The organism is Epilithonimonas sp. (genome assembly GCF_032055105.1).
Lineage (GTDB): Bacteria > Bacteroidota > Bacteroidia > Flavobacteriales > Weeksellaceae > Epilithonimonas.
In genome coordinates this window covers 39770-58921 of the sequence record NZ_DAMBRK010000014.1, presented here as the reverse complement: position 1 = coordinate 58921, position 19152 = coordinate 39770, and the positions used below count along the sequence as shown (strand labels likewise).

Sequence of the window (19152 nt, the reverse complement as noted above, 5' to 3'; positions counted from 1 at the left end):
TTTATTTTTTTATTTTTAAAAAACTTGCATTGATTGCAACTACAACTGTACTAACCGTCATTAAAACAGCACCTGCTGCCGGACTTAATAAGATGCCTTGTTTATATAAAACACCTGCTGCCAAAGGCAACGCAATAACATTATAACCTGTTGCCCAAATTAAATTCTGTATCATTTTTCTGTAAGTGGCTTTGCCAAATAAAATGAGGCTTACTATATCTTTTGGATTGCTGTTTACTAAAACAATACCAGCGGTTTCGGCTGCTATATCGCTTCCGCTACCAACTGCAATACCAACATCGGCAACTGCTAAAGCTGGTGCATCGTTTACGCCATCGCCTGTCATTGCAACATATTCGTCTTTACTTTGCAGTTCTTTTATTTTTTCTAATTTTTGATGTGGCAATACTTCGGCAATAAAACTATCCATGCCCAAAGTGTCACTTACACTTTTTGCTACTTTGTTGTTATCGCCGGTAAGCAAAATGGATCTGATATTGTTTTCTTTTAAGGTCTTGATTGCTTCTGCTGATTCAGGACGGATTTCATCTGATAAAGCAATGTAACCTGCTAACTGATTATTAATAATTACAAACACAACGGTTTCGGTATCGTTGGATGTAAAGCCTTCGGGGATTGTTACATTGTTTTCTTTTAAATATCCCGGACTGACTACCAATATTTTTTTGCCTTCAACTGTTGCTTCAACTCCTTTCCCTGTAATGGCATTAAAGTTTTCTGTTGCAGGAATTGTAATTGATAAGTCTTTTACTTTTTGTAAGATGCCTGTTGCAATGGGATGCTCCGATTTTTGTTCCAATGCGGATGCAAGGCGAATGATTTCATTTTCGGTTAATTCTTTTTGCAGCGAAACAATTTTTGATACTTCAAATTTGCCAACGGTCAATGTTCCTGTTTTGTCAAAAACTACGGTGGTTATTTTTCTTGCATTTTCAAATGCTGTTCTGTTTTTAATAAGTAAACCGTTTTTTGCAGATAATGCTGTTGATTTTGCAACAACCAACGGAACTGCCAAACCCAACGCATGAGGGCAACAAATTACAATTACTGTTACCATTCTTTCCATTGCAAAAGCCAATGATTGCCCTGTAAGATACCAATATAAAAAAGTGGCAATACCTGTAATCAATGCAATAATTGTTAGCCACCTTGCTGCTTTGTTTGCTAATAGCTGCGTTTGTGATTTTGATTTTTGTGCATCGTCCACCAACTTTATAACCTGCGATAAGTAAGAGTCTTTTGCAGCATGAGAAACGGTAACTTTTATGGAGCCATTGCCATTGATGGCACCTGCAATTACTTTATCACCTTTTACTTTTTGTACTGGTTTGCTTTCGCCTGTAAGCATACTTTCGTTCAGGTAACTTTCTCCTTCTAATATTATCCCGTCTGCTGCTACTTTTTCGCCTGGCTTTACTAAAATAATATCGTTCTCTTTTAAAGTGTCGGTCTTTACATCATGCACCATGTTTGGCATAACCATGTGTGCATCTGCTGGCATCAACTGCACCAATAATTCCAATTCTTTAGATGCACCTGCAACAGATTTCATTTCTATCCAATGCCCTAATAGCATAATAAGAATAAGCGTTGCCAATTCCCAAAAGAAGTCCATGCCCTGCAAACCAAATACGATTGCTACACTGTAGATGTATGCAACCGTAATGGCGAAGCCGATTAAAAACATCATGCCGGGGTTCTTTGCTTTTACTTCGTCAACCAATCCTTTTAAGAATGGAAAGCCGCCATAGAAAAATACAACGGTTGATAATGCAAAGAGTATGTATTGCGAACCTGCAAACTGCCAATCAACTTTCATAAAATGCTGTATCATGGTTGATAGCAACATGATTGGAATGGTTAGGATGAGCACAACATAAAACCTTTTTTTAAAATCGGCAATCATCATGGCATGGTGGTTATGTCCTGCCATGCCCATTGATGGGTTTGCTCCATGCTGCATATTGCTCATGTCATGCCCTGTATGGGTGTCTTTATTTTCTGTATGTTGATGTTCCATATAAATAATTTTATTTGCAACAATCCTTTTTGCGAATATAGATTGTTTTAAGAATGGTGATTAATATTTTTTTTGTGCACTGCTTTTAATTTTCTATTGAAAGGCTGTCTGCTTTTTTGTTCATCCAATCCATTATCAAACTTTTTTGCTCTTTTGAGAGCTTTGCGTAGCTGTGCATTATTTTATATGAAGCTAAAGGCATTTCATCGTCTTTAATTTGGTTTGCTATTCCTTTCAATTTACTTATTTGCCTTCGACTACTAATACTGCCAAACTCACTAAAGTTTAATTTTTCTTTGCCATTATCAATATGCCTTTTCATCATCCACGCCATAGGCTGTATGTTGGAATACCACGTATTTTTGGTATTATTGCTATGACAATCGTAACAGGCATTTTGTAAAATGTTTTGCACATTTTCCGGAACGGTATAAACTTTTGCAAAATCGGTTTTGTCAACCTGCCCCTTATTTACATTGAGGGCAGGCTGATATAATTGTATAGCAATAAAAAAAAACAGTACTGGAGTTTCCTATTTTTCAAATAGGCATAGGATACATTTTGATCACTTAGATTCGTGATCTTGACAACCAAAGGTTTCTTTAGATCCGCTGTCCTGAAATCTCTTTTATTTCCGATATCTGTATACACACGTTTAAAATCGATCAGTTCGATCATTGAGTTTTCTCCCTTAACTACTTCCCTGACCTTTCTGTTAAAGAGATTCTGCTCAGCAATCGTATTGCCCCCGACCCAAAGGACATCGTTGTCTGAAGTAAAATAAGGCATCATTTCCCGAGAAACATCTAAATCCACTATTTGGCGTTTTATTGTGTTATAGAGTTGCCAGTTATTCTCCTTTTGAATAAGGAGGTACTCACCCGTCGGAGAGATCACCATTTCTTTCTGCACATCGGAGATAAAAGTGTACTCATCCACAGCGGCATTCCACAAAAAAAGTTTATCAAAACCTTGTCCTCCTGCCTTATCCATCTTATCCACCTGATCTTTGTCGACCTGATTTATTAGATACAGGTCATTACCTACTGCCGTTTCCCCAAAATAACCGGAACGGGTCATCAAATTGGTCTTTGCAGTGAATGGGTTCCAGTCAATCTGAATAGCTTTAAGTATGGAGGTATTATGCGCCGCAAGGTCGAAATCTGTTCCATACCAAACATCCACCATTTCTTTTTTGGCTTTTAACTTTTTCTCTAGTTTGATAACGATCTGGTGATCGGAACGTGACGGACTGAGCGTCATCTGATCATAATCATTGTACTTACTGATGTCCATTACATATTGCTTTTTGTCCGGAGCAATGTAGTAGATCTTAGATTTACCATCGTTAAGGCTATGAACCACAAGACCATTTTCCTTAGTTCCTGACGGAACTACATTTTTCAGGTCTTCCGTTGTTGAAAAGACATTTACAAAAAGTCCCTTTTTCAGTAACAGAACTTCATTCAGATCACCCATCTTTCTTCTGACGACCGTTTGATCATTTTTTGCATATACATACTGAACATCAGCAATAGTTTGCCGGAGATTCAGATCGGTATCAAAAACTTCTAACAAACGGCCTTCCTTTTCTGTGTACAATACGATCAAGGCATTAGTCTTATCATCATATAGAAATTTGCTGACATTCTTCAAAGACTGGGATTTCCCTGTTTCAGGATCGAGGTATTCCAGCATTTCTCCGAATTGGATTGCCAGATGATTCCCAACAAACATCATTAAATTGATATTTTTCCTTTCCAACAGAATATCTTGATTCAATATACTCTGCAGTTTCAGATTTTTGGAACCATCGCCCAAAACAGAATACCAGGCCAGCCATTTGCCATTATCAGAAGATTCAGGGAAACGAATTTCCTCAGTTTCCCTTACCAACTTTGCAAGATGTTCATAGTTTTGAGCAGATAGTTTTCCGGTAGTCAGACTGACGAACATAGTCATAAGCAAAGCATATAAACTGTACTTCATTACATATCCAAAGGATTTGAACTCCTGTCCTTCTACATTCCAAATTTCTGAAAACCTCTTGTTAAATCTTAAAATACTTACACTTTTATCTCTCTTACTAATATCCATCATTCTGTGGCGTTAGATTCATGTTCAAAAGCATTTCTTTCTGTGGCAACGGAAAGAATTGGTTGGTTGCTTTCCAATTGACCTTTACAGGTTTGAGCTGATCCAGCTGTCCCCATCTTTTCAGATCTAAAAACCTGTTGCCGTGTTCTGCAAAAAACTCTTTTCTTCTCTCATTCTTTATCTCCTCCATCGCCTGAGACTGTGAAATCGAAGTAGTTAATGCAGTCAGTCCTGCCCTCTGTCTGGTGTAATTAATGAACGGTACTGCCTGAGCGGTCTTGTTTTGTTTCATAAGAGATTCTGCAAGCATCAGATAAACATCCTCCAACCTGTAAATGACGGAGTATTCAGTACTATTGGTCGTTGTAGTCACCTTGTACTTGGTCTGCTTATAATTCGTCTGGGAACCGAATACCACTGCTACAAAATATTGTTGTCTGCGGAGATCACCCATAGAAAAAGAATTGATAAGATCAGGGTTAAGGACAAAAGATGTTGGTGCTGAAACAAAATTGTAGAGCAATGCTTCATTGGTTGGGTCTGTGTTATTCTTAGGCTTCAATTGCCAGATGATATGCTTTCCTGTTTTCTGAAAAACTTTGGACAGGTCATTTTGAAAAACATAGTCCGCATTCTGAATGACTGCCTGACATAGTACTTCCGCTTCCTGCCAATTACCGATCAGCATCTTCATCTTGGCCAGCACCAGATATCCGACCCCCTTATTTATATAGATCCGCTCCGCATTACGATATGCTGTCGGCAGCAGGTTTACCGCCTCAGACATATCTGTTTCAAGCTTTATCAGAAACTGATCCTTTGGCATTCTGTTCAGTGTACTGTTGTACACATAGTCTGTAGTATCGGTATAAGGAATTTCTCCATAGATCTGGTACAGGTAAAAATAAATCAGAGAACGGATCATCAGAGCTTCCCCTTTGATCCTGTCCTTTGCCGATTCAGAAAGGCTCTTTGATCTTTCCACGCCTTCGATAATACTATTCGCCATATAGATTTGCTGATAGGCATTTGTCCAGACCAGACTGACTGTAGAATTCGTTGCAAGGGGCTGGTTGTTGTAAATATCCAGGATCGCATTCCCTGCGCTGGTAAAGACACAGGTAATATCATCGGAATAGGTTCCCAGCAGAGCACCTGAACCGTCTGATGTACCGCTGATCACAGAGCCGGTCCACAGACCTGAATACAAACCTGCCAGGGCGGCATCTGCCGTTTTTTCGTCTTCAAAGATCATTTCAGTGGCCAGTTGGTTATTCGGGAAATCAGTTTCCACAAACTTCTCGCAGGCAATCGTACTGAGTAGAGCGGCGAGCATCACGAGCAGATACATCATTTGATTAATTATATTTTTCATTTTCTTTAAATATTAAGAGTATAGTTTTTATTTGCATATCAAAGGAATTCAGTTTCACATCAGAACGTCACCTGAAATCCCAAAGAATACGTCTTCAAAGGCGGCAGATAACCTACCAGATAAAATTCCGGGTCCATTCCGAAATAGTCGGTGATGGTCAGAAGGTTTTGTCCCTGAAAATAGACCATCGCTTCCTTGATCCCCATTCTATCTACCGGTATCCGGTAATTGACCTGTACATTTTTCAGCCTGATGTAAGAGGCATCACTTACCGCAGCGGTAGAATTCTGAAAGAAACCATGCAGTGAAAGTTTCTGAGGATTATAGCCCGCTGAGTATTGCATATAGGTTCCTTCCGGATTCGAGGGCGACCATGCATCCAGAACCTCGACAGGCTGGTTGCTGAGTGTTCCCGGCATCAGCATCTGGCGGTTGTAATTCCAGTTCCTCTGTTTAACGAACTGCCACAGGAAGGAAGCTGACCATTGACCGAACCTGAACTGGCTTGACCATCCGCCAAACATCCGGACGCCAAGTTTTTCCACTGCCTTGTTGTCATCTGGAGAATTGATCTTTCCATCACCGTTGAAATCCTTGAACTTATATAATCCTGTTGCAGGATCGATTCCCTCATACTGGTACACTCTCGCAATAGTCGTCGGATAGCCAATAACATATTGATTGGAGTAGGTCGAACCTTCGAGGTTCGGAAACTCTACCAGCGTGTTTCGAGGAATACTCAGATTGAATGACGTATCATATCTGAACTTTCCATTTTTGAGTACCTGAATCGACGTGTCAAATTCCCATCCCGTATTCCTGATCTTTGCAGGAAGATTGGACTGTATCGAGGAAAACCCCGTAGTTGCAGGAAGTGGAATACCCACCAGCTGATTAGATGAAGTATTTTCATAGTACGCTCCTGAGAAGTTAAAGCGTCCCTTCCAAAATCCAAGTTCCATTGCCACTTCCTTTTTCACCGTCTTCTCCCAGCTGAAATTGGGATTGTACAATCGTGCGGGATTAAGCCCGGTCTGTCCGTTATAGATATTGGAGGAAATGATATAGGTGTTGAGGTATTGGTAATCCCCTATCTTGTCATTTCCTGTCGTTCCTATACTTCCTCTGATCTTACCTAAGGTCAGCCATTTGGAATCTCTCAGGAAATTCTCTTCCGAAAACAGCCACGCCCCTCCTAATGCCCCGAAATTCCCGAAGCGATTGTTGGGACCGAAACGGCTTGAACCATCCCGTCTTCCTGTAAGGTTTAGGATATACCTTTTTTTAAGCTGATAATTAAATCGGGCAAACACTGCGGTATAGTTGTACTCACTGCGTACCTGATCAGAGATGGTCTTTACACTGGCAGCGCCAATATTGTCGATCAGTGCATTGCTTTCAAATCCCCTTCCCGTTATCGCACCCTGATCAGATTGCGTCTTTTGAAGAGTAGTCCCTACCAAGGCCTCAAACTGATGGTTCCCGAACTGATACGTTCCGACAACCTGCGGTTCAAGTATGTAGGAAAAGTTCACCTGATTATTCTTTGATGAGGTCGAGTTCAGGCTCGTCTGACCCAATGCGGGGTTATTGATGGTGTGGGGCTTCAGTGATCTCTCCTCGAAATTCTGATAGCTGATCCCGGCATTCATCTTGACCGACAGAAAAGGAAAAAGCTTGTAGGAGACGTTTAGCCCGTTGTCAAAAAATGCGGTCTTATTGATATACTCACTGAGGAATGAGGCTACAGGATTCGTAAAGGTGCCGTTTTCCCAGTTGATATTTCCGGACGTATTGTACAGTGCAGGCGCATTCGGACTTAAGGTGATGCTTTTCAGGGTAAGGTCATCGTTCTGAACATTGTTCTTCTGAAAGGAGAACATGTTGACAAAATTGAACTCCAGTCTCCTGTCAGGCGTAAAATAAGAAAAATTGGCATTGACGTTATCCGTCCTGTACCTGAAATCAGCAGGAAGAACCGTTGACTGTTCATTATGACCATAGCTTATATTGTAGGAGGTGATCTCAGAACCTCCGCTCAAAGACAACTGAACGGCATAAGCATCAGCTGTTCCGCCGATCAGTTCTTTCTGCCAATCGGTATACCTCGACTGGTCCCAGGTTCCGTTGATATCATACATAGTTGCAGGATATAGCACATTATCATTCTGAAATCCCTGTTTTCTCATGCTGATATACTGTTCCGTATTCATCAGCTCCATCGGTCTTGTGATCCTGCTTAAAGAATAGGAAGTGTTCAGTTTCAGTTCGGACCTTCCCTTCTTCCCTCTTTTAGTGGTCACAATGATGACCCCGTTGGCTCCACGGCTTCCATAGATAGCCGTAGCATCGGCATCTTTTAGAATCTCAAAGCTTTCAATATCATTTGGATTGATCGCATTCAAAGGATTGATCGATGACCAAGGAAGGATCCTGTTGGAATACAATGAAGGCGTTTCAGAAGCCTGAGGAACACCATCAATAATATATAGCGGTTCATTCCCTTCCCGACGGATACTGTTCTTACCCCTGATCTGAATATCAAATCCCCCTCCAGGTGTTCCCGAATTCTGAGTGATCGAAACCCCGCTCATCCTACCCTGCGCTGAAGCAAGGACATTGGTGACAGGTTGATTTTCGATGTCTTTGGCTGAGATCTTGGCAATGCTTCCTGTTCTTTCTTTGTTTTTGACCTTATAATAACCTGCATTGAGAACAACTTCCTCAATTTCCTTTTCTTTACCTAATGAGATATTGACGGTTATCCTGCTGCCTAAAGTGATTTTTCGTTCGGGATAGTCCGGATGGCGGTAAATGATTACGGGATTTTCTCCCGATACCTGAACACGGTAAACGCCTGCTGCATTGGTCACAGCCACTTCTTCTTTACCTTCCTGAAATACGGAAACACCTTTGACTGGCTGGTTATTTTCCGTGACAGTGCCTGTAATGGTGCGCATCTGCCCTATTGCTACGCCGGAGACGAGCAAGGTGAAGCCAAAAGCCATTTGAAGATGACTTAGGTTGCAAAAGCTTTTTTTCATACTTTTGAATAGGTTTAATTCGTTAGACTTTGCTCTTTCCTACGCTAGCAGTCAACTTTTGTGGAAAGGGCTTTTGTTTTTCTATGGTTACGTTACACTTTCTGTTTCTTGAATATGTTTTTAGCGTATCTATTTGATGATGCTTGGGAGGAAGCTTCAGTAAGGACATAGCAAAACCTCCTGCCCTAGCACATCTTGAAATAATATGAATGAAATCGTGTCCCGTGTAAGCTGTAAAGCCGCAATGAGTAAACTCATTGTAAAGTGTCATTTCTAAATGAGAAAACATTCTATTGAAATCTAAAAACAACAGTAACCATATGCATTATACAGACCGTTGAATTTTTTTGTCTTCAGTATTAAATTCCCTTCGTGCTGAAAATAATTTGGAAAATCAAAAGAAAGCGAGTACTTTTAATGTGCGAGTTTAAAGCGTAGTCTGGCTTTCCTTTTACTTTTAAAGGAATTTCGGAGTTTGTCGATAATATGTAGGTTATACCAATCCAGCATTTTGCAAGCAAAACTGGCATAAAGCTGTAATTTTTTTCTGTTATGCTGGCGGACTATTCCGGTGGGCAAATAAGCAGAATGGTTGAAAATGTCGTCCTCATAAATATTATTTTATATATGGAACGATGCGTTTAAGATGAGGAGTTAAATGCAAAAATAGCATGGAACGGTCTCACACTTTAGAACCGAGGGCGACCAAACCCTTCTTTAAATTTTCATCTAAAGATTACCTTCTAAAGCTAACGTGAGAACCGCTCGCATGCCGTATGCAAAAGTAAGAAACTTTTAGACATGGAGCGATTTCACGATAATCTCGAAGGTAAAATTGGTCTTTTCGGTCCGAGATACATCGTTTTAATTTCCCTATATGGGCTAATTATCAATTCGCTAGAACAAATATAAGAATAAATTTCAATACACCAATATATAGGTGTGATTTTTTAAAAAAATTATGGAAAAAACTTTTGTTTTTGAAACAACTCAATTTGATTATGACTTCATTAATCATATTAAGAGACTTAGAATGGAGAAAGAAATTTCTCAAGAAAAATTAAGTTTAAAAATGGGCTTAACTAAAAGCTTTGTCGGTAATGTTGAAAATATAAAGGAAAATCATAAATATTCTACACGCCATATTGCTTTATTAGCGAAAGCTTTTGGATTTTTAAACATTTCTGAATTAATGAATTTTCCCACACCAAAATATGATAAGATTAAAGTAACTGTGAAGCAGATTTATAATGAAAACGGGACCAGAATTGTAGATATTGAGATATTGAAAATTGAACCTCTTTAATTTACAGAAACCATAATCTATTCGCAACACAAACTAATAATCCAAAACTATATTTATGAATGGAATTAATTTTTCTCCTCAAATTTGGTGGAATGCTATGGATCGAGCTGTCGAATTCGCTAATCATATGGGAAAAGATCTAATCCAAGATTTTAACTTCAAAAAATGGTTGCAAACCGGCGCTATTGAGCATAATTGCTTGGAAATTCATCTCGTTGCTCAGTTAGATGACATCCTCACCGACAAATACGATTATCTGCAAAGTAACGAATATTACCATAGAGTATTTTTTAAAAATATGTATGGAAAAAATATATATGCAAGTACAATTGCAGATTTAGAAAGCAAAATGTTTGGTCAGGAAAATCTTCAAATTGAATATGAGTTTGGGGTGGATGCTCTAAATCATTATATAACTATGCATTTTAATAATTGGTTATTCTTTGGAAAATATGATGATTGGTTTCGTTGGAGAATGTACTATTATTTTTTACTGAATAAACTGGATGATGATCTTAAAAGTATTTATAACTACTATTTCAGTATGGTCTTAGGGCAAATCAACTTGCAAACTAATTTCTTCAATTCGATAGAGCATTACAAAAGATTTCGTGATGAGTATGAAGAAATAAATAAATACGCGGAGTCATCGTTTTTGTCATATCAGGAAAAAATAAAATTAAAATAATTGTACACTTATATCAGTTTTAAATACATAATTTAAGTTTGAGCAATTTGGAATCGAAAGTATTTGAGATATACGATAATTTCTAATTAATTCTCAATCACCTAGGAAATCGTATATTAGATCCAAATAACTTCATGGAAACAAATGATAGAGAATTTATAGAGATTGTAGCGGATTATATGGAAGAAATTTCCAATTTTATAATCAATTCGGAAAAATCACGAGAAGGTTCCGAGGAGCAGTACAAGTTGGCTGAAGCCGAAATTGAAAAGTTACCAGACTTTAAGTTGATATTGGACGGTCTTATGTTGACAATTTCAAAGAATTTCCATACACCTGTTAAGAATCTTGATGATAATATCTCGTACCAGATTGGTGTATCTGCATCTTATATAAGGACACATTTTTTGATTAACAATTTAATAATGTCCGGTGATATAATTGAAGCATCAACTTTAATTAGAAAGCAACTTGAGGCACTCACCAGGCTAATTGAGCTTGAGAAAAAAGAGGTTTCTAAGCTAGAAAAGAAAACACCTAATGTAAATAATGTATTTAATAATACCACGAAGGAGTTGTACAGACAACTTTCCGAAATTGCACATTCTGGAAGTAATAATGTCATAAATTTAATATCGCATTTTGACGAAGGTCACAACCGGGCGGAAGCATCTATTTATCCGAAGTTTACATCACATTCTTTAGAGTGCTATAAATTTCATTGTTTTATTGCACTAGGCTTTTTGGGATATTTCATAAAATTTGCAATGAAAGTATATGGTGAGGATTATGAATATGAAGAAGATATAGAAGTATTTTTGGTTCTGATTGACATTCACAAAGAAATTGATTTTTTAAATAATAAATGATAATATATTTAAACTTAGGTCAAATTTTTCCAACTTGCAAATAGGAATAAATTTTGTATTTTTGTAAAGCACAATATATTCTATAATGAAAAAGACGATATCAAAAGGAGAGAAGCTGAACTGGAAACCATTGAGAACAGTAGTTTCTGTAAAGATTTCTGCCGCAGATCTTAAGGGCAGGAAAGTTGTTGTGTCCGCACACAGTTCTAAAAGAGTGATAAATTAAACTTTAAAAATTTGTACGAGTTAAAATTCATACAGAAAGATAATTGTAAAGATGGTTCCGACCATCTTTTTACATATATATACAAATTCTTCTGTACCGATATTAAACTGCATTATATTATTAGGGCAGAGTATCATAATGGAAATGTAATTGCTCTCAAATTTTATTGTAAAAAAGACCGGGGAAGCGACTATAAGTACAATAAAATTATTAATAAAAATACTTTCAAAACTGTTGTCAAAATACTAGATACCTGTATTTCCTTAATTCCGACCTTGCTTGATAAGCATCCTGATTGTAGTTTTGGGTTGTGTTCCGCAAGATCTATCGATTTTTCTAATCCTAAAAAGTTAACTGAGCATTTACCAAATAATCAGAGGTTTCGGGTCTATTCTCAGTATATTCAGAGTAAAGTAGGTAACGAGACATTTTCCCATATTGAATATCCATCGATCAGCTCATATATGTTACTTAACAACAATGTTCAGGATATTGACAAAGAGGAAAGAAATATTATAGAAATGTTTGAAAGGACTTACAGAACTATTCCTGACATTACAAATCAATAATATTTTATAAATTGTTGAATTAAATAAGGAACTATGAAAGCTTACGAAAGTATTAAAGAAATATTATCTTTTTATCAGGTACACTGTGATGAACCTTACTATATATCTTCAGGAAAACTCATTTTTGAATTCCCAAAAAGACTGTTCCGCATGGATTTTTATGCATTCTGCATCTGTGTTTCCGGTAGTATTGATTTAGAAATTGATAATCACCATTACAATATATCCCAAAACGGATTCCTGATATCTGCTCCGTCAACAATTATAAAATTTGTAAATACCAGCAAAGATTTCCGCATGAAGGTTCTATTCTTTGAAAAGAATTTCCTGCTTAAGAACATTTCTAATCCATTTTTTATCGAGAATCTGTCTCTATTCAATAAAACTACTTTTAATGTAGTTATTTCCAACGAAGCAAGTAGTAAACACTTAATCAATTTGTTGGAATATCTTCAGCAGCAGACCACGAGGAATGGCCGTTTTACAGAAGATATTTTTCGTACTATTATTATTAATATTTTATTGGAAGTTGCAGTTCTAATTGATGAAGGCAGAAAAGACAACGCATATCCCACTCCACAGGATAACAATCATATTTTTTTTAAATTCAATGAATTGGTGAAAGAAAATATTTTGCAGCATAAGGACGTACAATACTATGCGGACAAGCTATTCATTTCCAACAAATATCTTATTCTGATTGTAAAAAAAGCGACCGGCAAAACGCCGCATCAGATTATTGATGAGGCCTTATTAAAAGAGGTTTGCGTTCTGCTCGGCTATCCAGAAAAAAATATTTCTCAGATTGCTTTTGAAACAGGCTTTAATTCTACCTCTGCATTCGGCCGTTTCTTTAAAAAGCATGCGTCAATATCGCCCCAAAGGTACCGAAGACAACAGCATTTTTAAAAAAGAAATTCCGTATATGATTTTCGAATTTAGGGATACCAAGGAATTAATGTATATCAATACCTTTATCATATAAAAATAACCTAAAAAAAATATCATATGAGCAATTCGAACAAACATGCATATTTCATCGGAGGCGGATTGGCAAGTCTTGCCGGCGCCGTATATCTGTTAGAAGACGGAGGCTTTAAAGGCGAAAACATTCACATCATTGAAGCCCTGCCGATTTTGGGCGGTAGCAACGATGGTGCAGGAACTAAAGAAAAAGGGTTCATCTGTCGTGGCGGGCGTATGCTCAACGAAGAAACCTATGAAAACTTTTGGGAATTAACATCCCGTATCCCTTCTCTGGATGTCCCGAACATTTCCGTAAAAGACGAAATTCTGGCATTTGACCACGCGAATCCGACAAATGCAAAAGCGCGGTTGATTGACAAAAACGGAAACATTTTACCTGTAACGGATATGGGTTTCAATACTCAGGACCGGATGAAATTTTTGAAATTGTTTTTTGCCGATGAAAATGATTTAGACAACATTACCATTCGTGATTGGTTTGACGACCATTTTTTTACGACCAACTTCTGGTATATGTGGCAAACCACTTTCGCCTGGCAGGAATGGAGCAGTATTTTTGAATTTCAACGCTATATAAAACGTATGCTGTTGGAATTTTCAAGAATCGAAACACTCGAAGGCGTTACCAGAACACCATACAACCAATATGAATCCGTTATCTTACCGTTGAAGGCATTTCTGGACCAGCATAAAGTGGACTTTTCATTAAGAAAAACCGTTACCGATTTGGATTTTGCCGATAATGATGGCATTACCGTAACGAAAATAGAATGCATCAATGCAGAAGGAAACACAGAGAAAATAACCGTGAATGAAGGCGATTTGGTATTCTTTACCAACGGATGTATTACAGACAATTCTAATAACGGCGATTATAACACGCCTGCAAAATACTTGCCGTCAAATCCGCCAAGTTTTGCATTATGGCGTAAAATTGCCAACAAGAAACCTGGCAAGTTGGGTAATCCCGACCCGTTCTTTACCAAACCTGACGAAACAAAATGGTATTCTTTCACACCAACGTTCAAAGGAAATAAATTTCTGAAACTTATTGAAGAATACACTGGCAACAAGCCGGGCAGCGGAGCTTTGATGACATTTAAAGATTCATCGTGGCGGATGTCAATTGTGGTGGCTGCACAACCGCATTTCAAAGCGCAAGGCGATGATACTACTATTCTTTGGGGCTACGGATTATATCCAGATGCAGTGGGAGATTATGTGAAAAAGCCGATGATTGATTGCACGGGCGAAGAAATTTTGACGGAGTTGATTCATCATTTGCATTTTGAACAACAAGAACAGGAAATAAAAGATAGCGTTATCAATGTTATTCCTTGTATGATGCCTTACATCGATGCTTTGTTTCAGCCAAGAGCTAAAAAAGACCGTCCTGCAGTTGTTCCTGAAGGCAGCACCAACCTGGCTCTTATCAGCCAGTTTGTGGAAATACCGGAAGATATGGTATTCACAGAAGAATATTCGGTTCGTGCAGCACGCCTTGCGGTCTATACCCTGCTCGGACTCGATAAAAAAGTAACACCAGTAACGGAACACTGGAAAAAACCAGACGTGCTGGCAAAAGCCATTCATACCTCTTACAGAAATTAAACAAAAAAAATTTTGTTAACGACAATATTAGATTGACAATTTAAATTAATACAAAAAATGAAAAAAATCACACTGGCCATTGCACTTTGTGCAACTACTTTCGCTGTAAAGGCGCAAATAACGATTGACCCTGAAATAGGTCTGAATTTTAATAAAATAAAGACAGAGGTAGGCGATAATTCTTCCGAATCCGATGACTCCAAAACGGGGTTCCGTATCGGGGCAGGCGTTAACATCCCTTTGTCACAAGGTTTCTACGTAAAGCCCGGTTTATTTTACAGCAACAAGGGCTCAAAAACCGCTACCAGCATCGGAGATTTCAAAACCAGCATGGATTACCTTGAAGTCCCTGTTAATCTCGGATATCAGTATAAAATTGAAGGAGGAAAGTCCGGAGGAATTTTTGCAGAGGTAGGGCCTTACATCGGATTTGGAGTAAGCGGTAAATATAAAGGAGAGAATATCCCAGTAATCGGTTCTCAGGAAACCGACATCAACTTTGGTAGTGGCAGCGATGAAACTAAAGGATTCGATTGGGGATTTAATTTCGGTGCCGGATACGAAACACCTTGGGGAATCTATCTGAAAGGACAATATGGCCTGGGATTAGGTAATCTTTCCAATATAGACAACGTAACATCTTATAACCGTGGATGGAATCTTTCATTAGGATATCGAATCTCTCTTTAATCAATAAAAGAGATTTTGTATAATAACCAATTTATCTAACTTTATTCTGCTCTTACTTTTGTCAAGGGCAGAATTTGTTTTTGTGCAAAACCAACCGACTATGGCAAGGCATACATCAGGCTATATAATCAAGCAGAAAATTGGCAACTCAGGTTCGCACACGCTTTTTTATGAATTATCCGAACCAATAAATGAATCACCAAAGGCTACGGTTCTTATTCTCCACGGGATGCAGGAGCATAGCGGTCGTTATAAGGATTTTGCGGAATATCTGGCGAGCAATGGTTTTGCAGTTCTATTATATGACCATCTCGGACACGGAAAAACGGCGGAAAATCGGGAAGAACTTGGCTATTTTCAAAAAGAAAATCCCAAGCAGCAACTGATAGACGATGCCGCAACGATGGCTGCATTTTTAGAAAACAATTACCCTAACATTCCTCACTTTTTACTAGGTCATTCTATGGGGTCTTTCATTGCAAGATGCTTACTTCAGAATCAGGAAGCCGATTTTAAAGGCGCAGTCATCGTGGGAACGGGAGGAAAAATCAACGGAATCGGTTTGGCTAAATTTTTCCTGTCCATTAAGAATATTATTGCCCCAAAACACAGGAGCAAATTCATCAACCAAACTTTTTCAAAAATTAATAATCAACATTTTAAAGGCGAGAAAGATGGCGACCTTACCAGCTGGCTGAGCCTCAGCAAATCCAACCGTGAATCATTTTGCCGGGACAGCCTATGCGGAGTACCTTTTACCAATAATGGTTTTTACGCATTAGTTTCTCTAAACCAACAGGCAACGGAAAGAAAATGGGCAGAAAAATTACCAAAAGAATTTCCCTTTCTTTTTGTAAGCGGAGCTGATGATCCGATAGGAGACTTCGCAAAAGGGGTTGAAAAAACGGTAACACAAATGCAAAAAGATGGATTTACAGATGTTAAAATTAAAATTTATCCTGCTATGCGGCACGAAATACTTAATGAGGATATTAAAGAATATGTATATGAAGATATAAGGGATTGGCTCAATAAAAAAATACAGCAATTGGAAAAGTAGACTAAAAATATTTTAATTTAAAAAAATAATTTGTTAATGATTAAAATACGTAGTTTTTTACAGGAAACAGGCAATATCACACAGTTTACCAAAAATTACTTTCTATTAGGTTTCCGTCCACCATATGAAATAAAGGAACTGCTCGCACAATGCTATCTCATAGGTTACAAATCTTTGGGGCTTATTGCCATGACAGGCTTTATCATCGGCTTGGTTCTTACGATGCAGCTGCGGCCAAGCCTCGTACGCTATGGTGTGGAATCCCAGCTGCCTGTAATGGTAGGCATTGCCATCATCCGTGAAATAGCACCCGTAATCGCCGCTCTCATCTTTGCAGGTAAAATTGCCAGTAGCATCGGGGCAGAGCTGGGCTCGATGCGGGTTACCGAACAGATAGACGCAATGGAAGTAAGCGGTACACATCCTTTTAAATACCTTGTTGCCACACGTGTCCTGGCTACAACATTTATGCTTCCCGTACTTATCATCCTGGCGGATGCCATTTCACTATATGGTGCCTGGATAGGTGTTAACATTGGCGGTACAACTAGCCTGTCACTTTTCTATTCACAGGTTTTTGACTCCTTGGATTTCAGTGACATCATACCAGCTTTTATCAAAAGCTTTTTTTTCGGTTTTGCAGTGGGAATCGTGGGTGCCTATAAAGGCTATAATGCAGTAAAAGGAACACGGGGCGTGGGGAACGCCGCCAATTCAGCGGTCGTGCTCTCCTCTATCCTTATCTTCGTTTTGGACCTGATTGCGGTACAGATAACCGGCATTCTCGGATATAATTAAATCATCATTATGGCGGAAACAAAAACAACAGCAAACGGCAATAATGACAATGGACCGGCCATCGTCATTGAAGATATTTATAAAAGCTTTGGTGAAAAAAAAGTGCTTAACGGTTTTAACCTAACGGTCGATAAGAACGAAAATGTTGTAGTTCTCGGAAAATCAGGCACGGGAAAATCTGTGCTTATCAAATGTATCGTCCGGCTTTTAACACCTGATAGCGGTAGGATAATGATTTCCGGGCAGGATATTGTCCAACTGGAAAATCAAGAGCTGGACAAGGCACGCTCAAAAATAGGTTTTCTTTTTCAGGGAAATGCCATCTATGACTCTATGACCATCCGCGAAAATCTGGAATTCCCTTTAAGAAGACGGTGGTTCCGGCTGAAGCAGGTTGAAATTGACGCACGGGTTGAAGAAGCACTCGATAGTGTGGGGCTTAAACATACCGTAGACCTTATGCCATCCGAATTGTCGGGAGGGATGCTGAAAAGAATAGCTCTGGCACGTACTGTCATCCTCAAGCCGGAAATCATCCTTTATGATGAACCTACCACCGGACTTGATACGGTAACGGCAAAAGAAATAGACAGCCTTATCATGGATATACATAGAAAATACAAAACATCATCAATCATTATCTCACACGATATGAACTGTGTGAAAAATACGGCTGACAGAGTAGTCTTGCTGCTTGACGGAAAATGCTATGCACAAGGTACTTATCAGGAATTTGAAAGTTCTGATGACGAAAACATTAAACAATTTTTTGATTAAAATATGAATAAAAATAATATCAAGCTCGGCTTATTTGTAATTTCGGGGCTTATACTTATGATGGCTGTTTTCTTTTACATTGGCAGCGGTTCGGGTATTTTTACCAGCAAATTTGAGCTCAGGGCAAAATTCAAAAACTCTAATGGGCTCAGGGAAGGAAGCAATGTGCTATTTTCAGGGATGCAGGCGGGTTCTGTAAAATCTGTAAAATTGTCCGAAAGGGATGATATAGAGGTCATTATGCTTATAGACAAAGATATTGCAAAGCATATAGACAATAGTGCCAAAGCCTCGATTGGAACAGAAGGCATTATCGGCAATGCGGTGGTCAATATTTTACCTTACGGGAAGCCGGGCAGACCGGTGCAGGAAAAAGAATATCTCACGGCAGATACCAAACCAGGTGTGGATGAAATACTCAACACGCTATCGGCAAGCAACAACAATATACACGATATATCCAAATCTCTTAAAAACACTGTGCATAAAATTGACAGCAGCCAGATTTTAAAATTAATTAATGACAAGGCATTTGCCGAAAACTTAAAATTATCCATCCTGAAAATACGCCAAAGCACGGAAAATATAGAAAACCTGAGCAGTACTGCAGAAGCCATCATTACGTCTACACGCCAGGGAAAAGGAGCAACGGGACTTCTCCTTGCCAACAAAGATTTTGAGTCCCAGCTTAAGCAGACTTTCAATAACGTCAATGCCGCCAGCAATAATCTTAATACAGTAAGCAATGAACTTATCACAGTTGGTAAAAACCTGCAGACATTCAGTAAAAATATAGAAAATGGAAAAGGACCGGTAAATGCCCTTATCACTGATACCGTTCTTACAAAAAACATCAATAACAGCCTTTACAATATCGAAAAGGGAACCGAAGGCTTCAACCAGAATATGGAGGCTCTGAAGCATAATTTTCTCTTCAGAGGTTACTTCCGCAAGCAGGAAAAAAAGAAAAAGGAAGCCGAAAAACAGAATCTCCAAAGATAATATTATTGGAAT

Annotated in this window: 16 protein-coding genes; 11 read left to right on the top strand and 5 right to left on the bottom strand. The window is 38.5% G+C overall.

Annotated features, from left to right (window positions below; all coding sequences use genetic code 11):
* Position 1: 1 nt before the first annotated feature.
* The 5 genes from RTY06_RS12245 to RTY06_RS12225 form a co-directional block, all read right to left on the bottom strand.
* Positions 2-2041, bottom strand: coding sequence for a copper-translocating P-type ATPase (locus tag RTY06_RS12245; RefSeq protein WP_409450854.1), 2040 nt, complete (start codon positions 2039-2041; stop codon positions 2-4).
* Between the two features lie 85 nt (positions 2042-2126).
* Complete coding sequence (locus RTY06_RS12240; RefSeq protein WP_232816388.1) at positions 2127-2543, bottom strand: heme-binding domain-containing protein; 417 nt, start codon at positions 2541-2543, stop codon at positions 2127-2129.
* Positions 2513-4141, bottom strand: a complete 1629-nt coding sequence (locus RTY06_RS12235; RefSeq protein ID WP_312825215.1) for a hypothetical protein — start codon at positions 4139-4141, stop codon at positions 2513-2515. Before RTY06_RS12235 ends, RTY06_RS12240 begins: the two co-directional genes overlap by 31 nt.
* Complete coding sequence (locus RTY06_RS12230; protein ID WP_028122576.1) at positions 4128-5513, bottom strand: RagB/SusD family nutrient uptake outer membrane protein; 1386 nt, start codon at positions 5511-5513, stop codon at positions 4128-4130. Before RTY06_RS12230 ends, RTY06_RS12235 begins: the two co-directional genes overlap by 14 nt.
* A 59-nt stretch (positions 5514-5572) precedes the next feature.
* Positions 5573-8557 (bottom strand): SusC/RagA family TonB-linked outer membrane protein, encoded by a 2985-nt coding sequence (locus RTY06_RS12225; RefSeq protein ID WP_212650770.1) that lies wholly within the window; start codon positions 8555-8557, stop codon positions 5573-5575.
* A 961-nt stretch (positions 8558-9518) separates the two neighbouring features.
* Here RTY06_RS12225 and RTY06_RS12220 point away from each other — a divergent pair.
* From RTY06_RS12220 to RTY06_RS12170, 11 genes are all read left to right on the top strand, one after another.
* Complete coding sequence (locus RTY06_RS12220; protein WP_034981338.1) at positions 9519-9863, top strand: helix-turn-helix domain-containing protein; 345 nt, start codon at positions 9519-9521, stop codon at positions 9861-9863.
* 55 nt (positions 9864-9918) lie between these two features.
* A complete protein-coding gene (locus RTY06_RS12215; protein WP_068941675.1) occupies positions 9919-10551 on the top strand; it encodes a hypothetical protein in 633 nt (210 codons plus the stop codon).
* Positions 10552-10685: 134 nt separating this feature from the next.
* A complete protein-coding gene (locus RTY06_RS12210; protein ID WP_028122572.1) occupies positions 10686-11420 on the top strand; it encodes a hypothetical protein in 735 nt (244 codons plus the stop codon).
* A gap of 85 nt (positions 11421-11505) precedes the next feature.
* Complete coding sequence (locus RTY06_RS12205; protein WP_154656849.1) at positions 11506-11646, top strand: hypothetical protein; 141 nt, start codon at positions 11506-11508, stop codon at positions 11644-11646.
* Between the two features lie 602 nt (positions 11647-12248).
* The gene (locus RTY06_RS12200) at positions 12249-13124 is read left to right on the top strand and encodes a helix-turn-helix domain-containing protein (protein ID WP_028122570.1); all 876 of its coding nucleotides are present in this window, start codon (positions 12249-12251) and stop codon (positions 13122-13124) included.
* A gap of 99 nt (positions 13125-13223) precedes the next feature.
* A complete protein-coding gene (locus RTY06_RS12195; RefSeq protein ID WP_312825208.1) occupies positions 13224-14813 on the top strand; it encodes an oleate hydratase in 1590 nt (529 codons plus the stop codon).
* A 57-nt stretch (positions 14814-14870) separates the two neighbouring features.
* On the top strand, positions 14871-15503 hold the full coding sequence (locus RTY06_RS12190; RefSeq protein WP_068941673.1) for a porin family protein: 633 nt from the start codon (positions 14871-14873) through the stop codon (positions 15501-15503).
* A 100-nt stretch (positions 15504-15603) separates the two neighbouring features.
* Positions 15604-16563 carry an alpha/beta fold hydrolase gene (locus RTY06_RS12185; RefSeq protein ID WP_034981335.1) on the top strand — a complete coding sequence of 320 codons (960 nt, stop codon included), beginning with the start codon at positions 15604-15606 and terminating at the stop codon, positions 16561-16563.
* 36 nt (positions 16564-16599) lie between these two features.
* Complete coding sequence (locus RTY06_RS12180) at positions 16600-17361, top strand: MlaE family ABC transporter permease (RefSeq protein ID WP_028122566.1); 762 nt, start codon at positions 16600-16602, stop codon at positions 17359-17361.
* A gap of 9 nt (positions 17362-17370) precedes the next feature.
* Complete coding sequence (locus RTY06_RS12175; RefSeq protein ID WP_028122565.1) at positions 17371-18138, top strand: ABC transporter ATP-binding protein; 768 nt, start codon at positions 17371-17373, stop codon at positions 18136-18138.
* Positions 18139-18141: 3 nt separating this feature from the next.
* Positions 18142-19140, top strand: a complete 999-nt coding sequence (locus tag RTY06_RS12170; protein WP_312825203.1) for an MlaD family protein — start codon at positions 18142-18144, stop codon at positions 19138-19140.
* Positions 19141-19152 lie beyond the last annotated feature (12 nt).

What these genes read in the sequence shown, in the direction of transcription:
- RTY06_RS12245 (WP_409450854.1), bottom strand. Translation starts at nt 2,041, where the DNA reads ATGGAACATCAACATACAGAAAATAAAGACACCCATACAGGGCATGAC.
- RTY06_RS12235 (WP_312825215.1), bottom strand. Translation starts at nt 4,141, where the DNA reads ATGATGGATATTAGTAAGAGAGATAAAAGTGTAAGTATTTTAAGATTT.
- RTY06_RS12230 (WP_028122576.1), bottom strand. Translation starts at nt 5,513, where the DNA reads ATGAAAAATATAATTAATCAAATGATGTATCTGCTCGTGATGCTCGCC.
- RTY06_RS12225 (WP_212650770.1), bottom strand. Translation starts at nt 8,557, where the DNA reads ATGAAAAAAAGCTTTTGCAACCTAAGTCATCTTCAAATGGCTTTTGGC.
- RTY06_RS12220 (WP_034981338.1), top strand. Translation starts at nt 9,519, where the DNA reads ATGGAAAAAACTTTTGTTTTTGAAACAACTCAATTTGATTATGACTTC.
- RTY06_RS12215 (WP_068941675.1), top strand. Translation starts at nt 9,919, where the DNA reads ATGAATGGAATTAATTTTTCTCCTCAAATTTGGTGGAATGCTATGGAT.
- RTY06_RS12210 (WP_028122572.1), top strand. Translation starts at nt 10,686, where the DNA reads ATGGAAACAAATGATAGAGAATTTATAGAGATTGTAGCGGATTATATG.
- RTY06_RS12205 (WP_154656849.1), top strand. Translation starts at nt 11,506, where the DNA reads ATGAAAAAGACGATATCAAAAGGAGAGAAGCTGAACTGGAAACCATTG.
- RTY06_RS12200 (WP_028122570.1), top strand. Translation starts at nt 12,249, where the DNA reads ATGAAAGCTTACGAAAGTATTAAAGAAATATTATCTTTTTATCAGGTA.
- RTY06_RS12195 (WP_312825208.1), top strand. Translation starts at nt 13,224, where the DNA reads ATGAGCAATTCGAACAAACATGCATATTTCATCGGAGGCGGATTGGCA.
- RTY06_RS12190 (WP_068941673.1), top strand. Translation starts at nt 14,871, where the DNA reads ATGAAAAAAATCACACTGGCCATTGCACTTTGTGCAACTACTTTCGCT.
- RTY06_RS12185 (WP_034981335.1), top strand. Translation starts at nt 15,604, where the DNA reads ATGGCAAGGCATACATCAGGCTATATAATCAAGCAGAAAATTGGCAAC.
- RTY06_RS12180 (WP_028122566.1), top strand. Translation starts at nt 16,600, where the DNA reads ATGATTAAAATACGTAGTTTTTTACAGGAAACAGGCAATATCACACAG.
- RTY06_RS12175 (WP_028122565.1), top strand. Translation starts at nt 17,371, where the DNA reads ATGGCGGAAACAAAAACAACAGCAAACGGCAATAATGACAATGGACCG.
- RTY06_RS12170 (WP_312825203.1), top strand. Translation starts at nt 18,142, where the DNA reads ATGAATAAAAATAATATCAAGCTCGGCTTATTTGTAATTTCGGGGCTT.